Annotated in this window: 11 protein-coding genes; all 11 read right to left on the bottom strand. The window is 31.6% G+C overall.

Features of this window, described 5'->3' with window-relative positions; translation table 11 throughout:
• Positions 1-262: 262 nt before the first annotated feature.
• Complete coding sequence (locus tag LB452_RS13285) at positions 263-1,216, bottom strand: hypothetical protein (RefSeq protein ID WP_224462226.1); 954 nt, start codon at positions 1,214-1,216, stop codon at positions 263-265.
• A 416-nt stretch (positions 1,217-1,632) separates the two neighbouring features.
• A complete protein-coding gene (locus LB452_RS13290; protein ID WP_224462227.1) occupies positions 1,633-1,890 on the bottom strand; it encodes a hypothetical protein in 258 nt (85 codons plus the stop codon).
• Between the two features lie 683 nt (positions 1,891-2,573).
• Positions 2,574-3,008 carry a hypothetical protein gene (locus LB452_RS13295; RefSeq protein WP_224462228.1) on the bottom strand — a complete coding sequence of 145 codons (435 nt, stop codon included), beginning with the start codon at positions 3,006-3,008 and terminating at the stop codon, positions 2,574-2,576.
• A gap of 198 nt (positions 3,009-3,206) precedes the next feature.
• Positions 3,207-3,818, bottom strand: coding sequence for a hypothetical protein (locus LB452_RS13300; protein WP_224462229.1), 612 nt, complete (start codon positions 3,816-3,818; stop codon positions 3,207-3,209).
• 1,052 nt (positions 3,819-4,870) lie between these two features.
• Positions 4,871-5,512, bottom strand: a complete 642-nt coding sequence (locus LB452_RS13305) for a hypothetical protein (protein WP_224462230.1) — start codon at positions 5,510-5,512, stop codon at positions 4,871-4,873.
• A gap of 151 nt (positions 5,513-5,663) precedes the next feature.
• A complete protein-coding gene (locus LB452_RS13310; protein WP_224462231.1) occupies positions 5,664-6,092 on the bottom strand; it encodes a hypothetical protein in 429 nt (142 codons plus the stop codon).
• Positions 6,093-6,344: 252 nt separating this feature from the next.
• The gene (locus LB452_RS13315; RefSeq protein WP_224462232.1) at positions 6,345-6,755 is read right to left on the bottom strand and encodes a putative toxin-antitoxin system toxin component, PIN family; all 411 of its coding nucleotides are present in this window, start codon (positions 6,753-6,755) and stop codon (positions 6,345-6,347) included.
• Entirely contained in the window at positions 6,745-6,960 is a 216-nt protein-coding gene (locus LB452_RS13320) for a hypothetical protein (RefSeq protein ID WP_224462233.1), read from the bottom strand. Before LB452_RS13320 ends, LB452_RS13315 begins: the two co-directional genes overlap by 11 nt.
• A 665-nt stretch (positions 6,961-7,625) precedes the next feature.
• Entirely contained in the window at positions 7,626-8,102 is a 477-nt protein-coding gene (locus LB452_RS13325; protein WP_224462234.1) for a hypothetical protein, read from the bottom strand.
• Positions 8,103-8,273: 171 nt separating this feature from the next.
• Positions 8,274-8,702 carry a hypothetical protein gene (locus LB452_RS13330; protein ID WP_224462235.1) on the bottom strand — a complete coding sequence of 143 codons (429 nt, stop codon included), beginning with the start codon at positions 8,700-8,702 and terminating at the stop codon, positions 8,274-8,276.
• A gap of 250 nt (positions 8,703-8,952) precedes the next feature.
• Positions 8,953-9,477 (bottom strand): DUF6933 domain-containing protein, encoded by a 525-nt coding sequence (locus tag LB452_RS13335; protein WP_224462236.1) that lies wholly within the window; start codon positions 9,475-9,477, stop codon positions 8,953-8,955.
• Between the last annotated feature and the right edge of the window lie 138 nt (positions 9,478-9,615).

The raw sequence follows: 9,615 nt of genomic DNA on the forward strand, positions 1-9,615 counted from the left end.
ACTCAACTCCCCAATTCTTGAAAATATAACAGTTTCTTCTTCCGTTTGAGCATTCAAAGTCAAAGTTAGAATTCCAATAAATAACGTTAATATGAATTTCATACGGTTCTCATAAATGTTTTACAACGGTTCTCGGCTATAAGCAGTTGGGGATTTTTCACCCTAACTTTCAGTTTAGCACCGACCTTTGATTTATTCATTTATTTTCGGTTAATCACCTAAAAACCAATTGCTTATAGCCGATGTTACAAGCAGTTTTTCTTTAGTATGTTTTATATTCATATCTAAATATTTCCTTTATTCCATTGGTTGTTTTATCTATTCTTTCAATTCGATTTTGTTTGTCGTAGTTATAAATATATTCGGTTTTTATGTCTCTGGTAAAATTTTGTTCAATGACTTTAGTTAACTGACCTTTTGAATTATAGTTATTAGTTTCCTGTCGGTATAATTTGTTGTCATTATCAAATATTTCCATTTTAACTAAATTCTTTTTCTTATCTAAACTATCTATTCTGAATATACTTTCATCTTCGTCTCGATAATGATACAGTTTGTTTTCGCTTACAATTTCTTCTTCGTCTAAATGTCTGTTTTCGCTGACTTTTGTTCCATTCTTATCATATTGGATTTTGGTAACATACTTTTTGTTATCAAGATATTCATAACGATATTGAACATACAAGCGATTATTTTGAAATCTTATTTCGAGAAGATAATTCATATCATCATCATGAGTATAAATATTTTTTAATAAAAGGTTTCCATCTTCGTCATATTCAGAGTAAATTCTGATGTTTTCTGGTTTTATAATTCCCGATTTTCGAAAAAGCAAACTATCTTCTAGTTTGAACATAATTTGAAATCCATCTTCGTATTTATAGTAATAGCCATATCTGAATGAATTATCTGAATTAAAATACTTCGTTTCAATCTCGCGATTTTGTTTATCATATTTTCGCAATGATTTTCTAACAGCATTATTTTCCATTCCGATTTCACAAACAGAATTTCCATTTCGGTCAAATTCGATGGACGATGAAAGTATCGTATCTCTTAAGAATGTGATTTTTTCAATTTTATGCTCTTTTATAAATTCAGCAGTTGATTTTCCTAAATCAAGCTTATTAAAAAGTCGTTCAGGTTCGTGTTGAATTTTTGATTGTCCGAAAACAATTTGAGAAGCGAAAAGTATAAATATTAAAATTTTGTTCATTGGTTTAGTCAAATTGCTTGTAACGTTTATGTGTATGGAAAGTTGCGTGCTTGTGTGCGAGGATTTTCCGAAGGAAAATCGGAAGCCAGCAAACACGCAACAAACTTTGTGATAGCTAAAACTAGCAATTTTTTATACACGGTGTTGCCAACCGTTTTTACTTTTCACGTTCTGTTTTTCAAGTCAGATTTGATTCCGACGTTTTATTCTTTAAAAGTCCAAATTAGTCAAATCCAGTTAAATTTCTTTAAGGATTTTCGTAATCCGTTTTTGTTTTTTCATTTCAGATTGAATTTCGTTGATAAACACAGATTTTTGTACTTTGACTTAAAAAACCAAAAAAAAAAAATCGTTTCTTTTAAACCGATTTTTTCCGTCCGAGTAAAATTCGGCGTAATGATTTTCTTTTCAGTTTTTTATTCCGTTTTGTTTTCCACCTGAAAATTCTTTTCTGCAATCTTTTGTCCGTTTTTTATGGAATTGGTTTTTACGATAAGTTTTTTTCCTTTTGTAATCCACAATATTGGTCCAATAACCCCAATCATAGATATTAAAATCCAAGTTGATTTGGAACCATTAAATTCATTCGTTAAAATTAAGTAAATAGCTCTAAATGTTGTGATTACTGACCAAAAGCCTAAAATGAGAAATAATAATATTAATATCGGTTTCATCTAATTTTCAATTCAAGTTACGATTTTTCTTAAATGGTTGGCAACGTCCCTGCATATGTTTTTGTGGCGGGCAAACAGGAGCAAGTTATTTGGTTGAACTTTTACTTTTATAAACATACCAAAAATTTCGATTTAACAAGACTTCTAGCCATAAAATATATGCATTGTTGCCAAGTGTATTTTTTTCAGATTCTCGATTCAGAACCGACTTAACTTTTACAAAACCAATTTTCGATTTCACTTAAATCAATTCGGTTGCCAGAAAAAAATCAGTTAAAACAAAACGGAAATCAGCTTTTCCTAAGATTTTAATTGACCATTTGATTCGGAGCAATTTTGTCAGTCGAGTGGAATTAGAGTTAGATTTTTGCTTTCAATTTGAGGGTTATCTAAAAGTCAGATTTTAGCAATTTAGTCGACAGTCAGATGTGAGAAATTCGGTCAGAATTTTATCATTTTACATCAAATCATTTACTCAAACAAATTTCCAATTTCAGTTTTTTTCGCAGCGGGATTTTCAATTTGAGTTTTTTTATATATGCTTGGCAACGTTTCTGGCTATGATTTCGTTGCGGAAAAATCCGCAGGATTCTTTCCGTTGTAGCCGAAAGATTGCAAAATAGCGTTGAATTCCGCCAAGGAATTCAACCGCAATGAATTATAGCCGATGTTGCCAACTGGCTTTATTTTTCCTCTATACAGTTTAAACCTCCACTATTCAGTAAATTAATTAACTTCTGATTTTCGTAAAGTGCACCTAGAAAATAATTAAAATTATCCTTTTCATTCACTTCAAAAAAATCAACAACTATTTTGTTTTGCCTGTTATTTAAAACAAAAAGTGATAAATCATACTTGTCAGTTTTTATTGTTAAGCTACACATTTTTGAAGCTCCGTGTAGTCTTTTCCCTTTTACTAAATCATTATTAGACAAATCCCTTAAATAATTTGAAAACTTACTAAGAGTTAGTGTGTCAGATATTACTTCGTTTGATTCTTCTAAAATAATTGACCTTACTTCAACCTCTTTTAATGGGTAACTTATTTCGTCTTTTTTTTCGAAAAAATTGCAAGAAGTAAGAACCAAAATTATAATAAATAGGTTTATTTTTTTCATTCCATATAGACTTGAAATAATTGAAATGTTAGGTGATTTTGTGTTTTCAGCTTGTTGGCAACGTGTTGGCTATGGTTTGTTGCGTGTCTCGGCACTAAGATAGCAAAAAAACACAGATAGAAAATCTGTGAAGATTTTCGCAAATTGGCAACGACCTAGCAATAAATTATAGCCGGTGTTGCCAGTAGTGCTTTTATTTCAGAAATCATTTTCAGTTTCGAAATATATTTTTCCATTTAATGGAATCATAGTTGTAATTGCGTATGAATTAGAAAACGAAATTTTTTGTAATTCATATATTTTATTTGCTGTCACTATGTCCCAATATTCTAATGGAATAGTATCTACAATTCCGAAAATCATTTTATCTCCCCCTTCGCATCTGGTATCGACGAAATGTTCTTTAGGAACAAAATCGAGTACAAAGTCCAATTCGCCGTTTTTCTTAAAGTATTTCCATTTTCCAATTCGGTAATAATAGAAAGCTCGGAATCCTCCACCCATTCCACAATCGATAAAAGAGCTTATTTTATAATTTCCTTCTGCTGTTAAAATTCCGTTCGAGTCATATTCTTTCCACAAATTGAATTTTAAGTCACTAACATTATTCTCAGAAACTGCCATTTTTCCAATTCCGATAATTGTTCCTTTTTTATTTTTCAGTTCAATTAAAGTGTCATTTTCAGGTGTTCCATTTTCAAGTTCACCATAACGTTTGTCGTCTTGAATGTAAATCCGATTTTGATTTATATTTTTAGTTCCACAACCAAAAGTTAAAATAATTAATATGAATATTATCGATTTGTTCATTTTCGCATTACTGGCAACGGTTCGCGCATATGTTTTTGTGGCGGGCAAACAATGGCAAGTTTTTCGGTTGAACATTATCTTTTATAAACATACCAAAAATTTCGATTTAACAAGACTTCTAGCCATAAAATATATGCATTGTTCTCTTTCGTGCTTTTCGGCTGAGTAAATCTTTCAGCTGCGTTTTTGTCAGCGCTAGAGTAAATTCAACGTAATTTTTATTAGTTCTTCAGTTTTTAAATTAACTTGAAATTCAGCGTGAGATTTGAGTCAGCAGTCGAGTCAAAGTCAGAGTTTTTTTTAAATTATTCAGCACTCAAATCAACTTGAAATTCAGCCGAACCTGACTAAAATGATACGCCCAAAAACCAAAGACTCTGAATGAATTTCAAACAGAAATTGATTCAGAGCAATGAAAGAGAACGGATTTGCATATGTTTTTGTGGCGGGCAAACAGGCGCAAGTTATTCGGTTGAACTTTTACTTTTATAAACATACCAAAAATTTCGATTTAACAAGACTTCCAGCCATAAAATATATGCATTGTTCTCTTTCGTGCTTTTCGGCTGAGTAAATTTTTCAGTTGTGTTTTTGTCAGCGCAAGAGTAAATTCAACGTAATTTTTATTAGTTCTTCAGTTTTTAAATTAACTTAAAATTCAGCGTGAAATTTGAGTCAGCAGTCGAGTCAAAGTCAGAGTATTTTTAAATTATTCAGCTCTCAAATTAACTTAAAAGTCAGCGTGAGATTTGGGTCAGCAGCCGAGTTGACATCAGAGCGATTTTATTTAGTATCGCAACACTCAAATCAACTTGAAATTCAGCCGAACCTGACTAAAATGATACGCCCAAAAACCAAAGACTCTGAATGAATTTCAAACAGAAATTGATTCAGAGCAATGAAATAGAACGTTTTGCGTATATGACTTGTGGCGGTTTTCAAAGCACTTTCTTGTTGGCTTGCAACAAATTTACTTAAATGCTCAAAACTTGAATTTACCACTTTACCCGCCATAAGTTATATACGCTGTTATGCCCTGGCTTTTTTCATTTTCAACTTGTCGTAAAGTATTCAATTATCATTTTATTCCCTTGTCTCCATTTTATCCATCCTGATTTTATTGGCGTCTTACTGTCTGTGAAATTTTCATCACAATAGTCAGGTGTCGTAATTTTAATCCAATCTCCTTTCATTGACTCGACCACAAAACAGTCCGTTCCCTGATATTCAATTTCTTTAGAATTTTCGTCTGGTTCTGTTCTAATTTTTTGAGAGAAACTTGAAAGTCGGGCTACTCCAAACATATCTTTCAAATAATCTTCCCAATTGTTGAATTTTGTTTTCTCTGTCTTTTTTAGCCAATAAGTTTCTCCGTTTTCATTGTTTATAATTAGCTCAAACCAATTGTCTGTCTTGGTTAAACAGCGAAAAGTAAATGCGAAGTAGTCCAACCAAAGGACTTCTGGTTTAAGCCATTCCTGTTGTTTTTCAAGGTTTTTGATATTCCAACTGTTAATTGTCCTGTCGTCAAAAAATTCAATCACCTTTTCAGGTTTTGTATCTAGTGTGTCCGAGTAAAATTCCAAAACTGTTTGGTCGTCAAAGTCGATAGAGACAAGTCCGATTCCAAGGTCGGTTTGTGACCAACTCTGAGTTGAAAATAAAAGCAGGATGTTAAATATTAGCAGTCTCATTTTTTAGCTTGGGCATAACGGACAAGTATAAGCGTAGTGCGGGATTAGAAACGCTTCACTTTCAATTTAACCTGATGATTGTTAATATTCAATTCGTTTAAATTTAGCACTTTAGCCCGCATTACGCTTATACAGTGTTGTATGGTCGTTATTATTCTTCTTTCCTCCAATCTTCGATGATTTCTTGATTATTATCTTCATATGTAAAAGTTGTCAGGTTATCTGAAATTTGAAACTCATAAGATTTTTGAGAATTATCGTAATCAAAATTAATAATACTATTTGAAGGGTTTAATTCAAATACACCGTTTGTTTCATATCCAACTCCAGAAGCCGTGAATTCTCCCTTTAGGTTATCAGGTTCACTATCCGGTTTGAAGATAATATAATCGCAACATTGAATTGATAAATCTGTAATTCCATTTATTGTTCTTGTTTCAAGTTTCCATTGTCCAAGAATGCCAAGTTGTTCTAAGTTCTCAGAAGTCTCAGTTTCGACTTTTTCTTCATCTTTTTCACAACTTGAAAAAACGGTTAAGATGGATAAAAATAGAACAGGAAAAAATTTTAAATGTCTCATTTTCTTTTAATTTTAAGATTCATATCAAAGTTAATTTTGAAAACTTAGAACTTCCTGTTTCATAGATTATTTTTAGGTTAACTATTACTGTTATTTATTTTTTAATGCCATACAACGGGCTTGCATATGTGTTTGTGGCGGGCAAACAAGTGCAAGTTTTTCAGTTTAACGATTAATTCTTAAAAATACCAAAATTTTAGATTCTACAAGAACTTTAGCCATAAAACATATGCGATGTTGTACTACGTACTCCTAGCCGATATGCTCAATAAAATCGGTGAATGTCACTATTTCAGTGCCCTCAATTTTTTTCAAAACTAATAAATCTTTATCTCCTGTTATTAGATAATTGGCTTTTGAATCAACTGATAGATTTAATAGAAAATTGTCTTTTTCATCGCGACAAATTTCGATAGTAGACTTGACTTTCACTAATATTCCAAATTGGTCAAAATAGTTAAGTATTTTTTCGATGTCTTTTTTAGAGAAATATTTTTGGAATTTAGGTCGACTTACAACATCAATAAATTCTTCAATTAACTCATCAGAAAAAACTAAGGTTATTTTTTTGTTTTCAATCAATTGGTCAATTTGATTGAATTTTTTTGAAATCAGAAAGCTAATCCATAGATTGGTATCAAGGATTATTTTCTTATTTTTCATAGCGTTCTTTTCTCACTTGCTCGACTTCATCTGTAATTTCATCGAATGAAATTTCGTCAGTCGATTTAGATCTCAATTTCTGGAGTAGAGATGAAAAATCAGATTTCTTTTTTTGCTTATTGATTTTAATTAGGTTTAAATCAGCCAAATTTCTCAAAAGCTTTTTTGCCTTTGGATTTAGGATATCAATTTGTATAGTTTCCATGACCAGAAATTTTGTCTAAATCTAAGAAAATTAATTTAAACTAGGGTTTATTTCAGTATGTAGTACAACGGTCCTCGCATATAGCTTGTGGCGATGATCTGCAAACAAGCTTTTCAGTTGAGGATTAATTTTTCTAAAAATACAATAAATTTTGTTCTGACCTAAACCCCAGCCATAAGCTATATGCAGTGTTCTCTTTTCGGTGCGACACGTCTGAGTAAATTTTTTCCAGCGTGCTTTTCGGAGTGAATTTGTCAGTTTGTTTTTTAAATATCCGATCAGAGTTTGAGTAAAATTCGAGCGAATTTAAGTTTGATTGATTTTCAGCGACCTGGTCAACCTTGGTGTGAATTCAGAGTGTGATTGATTCAGAAGTTGAGTAAAGTTCAGAGTGAGCTTTTAAATTAGCTTGACAGTCCTCAAGTCAACTTTAATTTCAGCCGAAACTGACTAGAATGCAACGCCAAAAATTAAAGATTCTGAATGAATTTCAGCAAGAAATTGATTCAGAGCAATGAAAGAGAACGGTTTGCGCATAACGAAAGTGGCGACTTAAAATGCGCAAGTTTTTCGGTTAAACTTTATACTTTCTAAAAATACACAAAACTCTCATTTCAGCAATAAATTCGCCATTTTTGTTATGCGCTGTTGTAGCACGTTTTTTTCTATTCACAATTTTTTAATTCAGAGTAATATTTAATCGGATTTTGATTTGAATATTCTTTTCCGTTAATCGATTTGCAGAATTTTTGTTCATCCATTTCAATTATCAGTTCAAGATTATGGATGAAATTTTCTGCGTATTCACCATCTGCAAAACTTGCTAATTTCAAACTTGACAAATAAAAATCAGAATTATTTTTTGAAATTACTTCGTTAAAAATCATTTGAGTGGTTTCGTAAAAAAAGTCAGTATTTCCTAGTTTATGGTCTGGACTTGTTGTTCGATAGTATTTGTCAAATTCATCATAGTTTTCAGGAACTAATTTCAATAAGATCGACTCAGGAATTTTCTTGTCGGTTACGTATAATTCAGATGCTTGATTTAAATTATCATCGTAGTCAATTTGATTTTGAGCAATTAATTCAGTCGAAAATCCTAATTTCAAAAGAGTAATCAAAATTAATATCTTAAAGTTCATCGTTTTGTTCGGATTTGGATTTCATAAATGTGCTACAACGGACAAGTATAAGCGTAGTGCGGGATTAGAAACGCTTCACTTTCAATTTAACCTGATGATTGTTAATATTCAATTCGTTTAAATTTAGCACTTTAGCCCGCATTACGCTTATACAGTGTTGTATGGTCGTTATTATTCTTCTTTCCTCCAATCTTCGATGATTTCTTGATTATTCTCATCATATGTAAAAGTTGTCAGGTTATCTGAAATTTGAAACTCATAAGATTTTTGAGAATTATCGTAATCAAAATTAATAATACTATTTGAAGGGTTTAATTCAAATACACCGTTTGTTTCATATCCAACTCCAGAAGCCGTGAATTCTCCCTTTAGGTTATCAGGTTCACTATCCGGTTTGAAGATAATATAATCGCAACATTGAATTGATAAATCTGTAATTCCATTTATTGTTCTTATTTCAAGTTTCCATTGTCCAAGAATGCCAAATTGTTCTAAGTTGTCAGAAGTCTCAGTTTCGACTTTATCTTCATCTTTTTCACAACTTGAAAAAACGGTTAAAATGGAAAAAACTAGAATAGGAAAAAATTTCAAACGTCTCATTTTCTTTTAATTTTAAGATTCATATCAAAGTTAATTTTGAATACTTTGGAGTTCCTGTTTCATAGATTATTTTTCGGTTAACTTTTACCGGCATTTGTTTTTTAATGCCATACAACGTTTCTGGCTATGATTTCGTTGCGGAAAAATCCGCAGGATTCTTTCCGTTGTAGCCGAAAGATAGCAAAATAGCGTTGAATTCCGCCAAGGAATTCAACCGCAATGAATTATAGCCGGTGTTGTACAACGTTTTTTATTCCGTTAATATTCTTTTTATTTCTTTAATAGAATCTGTATAATCAGACATTTTTCTTCCTTTTCCAATATGAATGGGACTTGTATTCAGTCGGTTTGTTAAACCTTTTATTGGCATATTTTCTAAACTGCCAAATTCGATTTTCCACCATTCAAGAGATTCCAAATTATGGTTTTGAAATCCAGTTGTACTTCTATCGTTGTCAGTCGGGAGCAAATCCAGCTCGCCAATAATTGAGTCTAAATCTCTAAAGTCAATTAATATTCCGTCATAAATTAGTTGTCCGAAAAGAGCGTCTTTAAAAATCCGCCCAATATTGCTTAATTCCGATGCATTAATATCGGTCAGTATTACATTGTATTTGGTCAGTCCATTTGTGATTAACCAACATTTTTTTCGATCAACGAAAAACACTGTTGCATTCCATTTTCCGAGTATTCCATCTGCGGCATTTTTGTCTTCCGAAATCAGTTTCTTAACTAACTTTTCAAGTTTTTTAGTTGTATGGATTTTCGTTTTCATCAAATGTTGTACAACGGTTCGCGCATAACATAAGTGGCGACTTAAAATGCGCAAGTCTTTCGGTTAAGGTTTAAGTTTCTAAAAATACACAAACCATTCAATTTAGCACAAATCTCGCCATTTTTGTTATGCGCTGTT

Source organism: Psychroflexus longus, from assembly GCF_020164595.1.
GTDB classification, from domain to species: Bacteria; Bacteroidota; Bacteroidia; order Flavobacteriales; family Flavobacteriaceae; genus Psychroflexus; species Psychroflexus longus.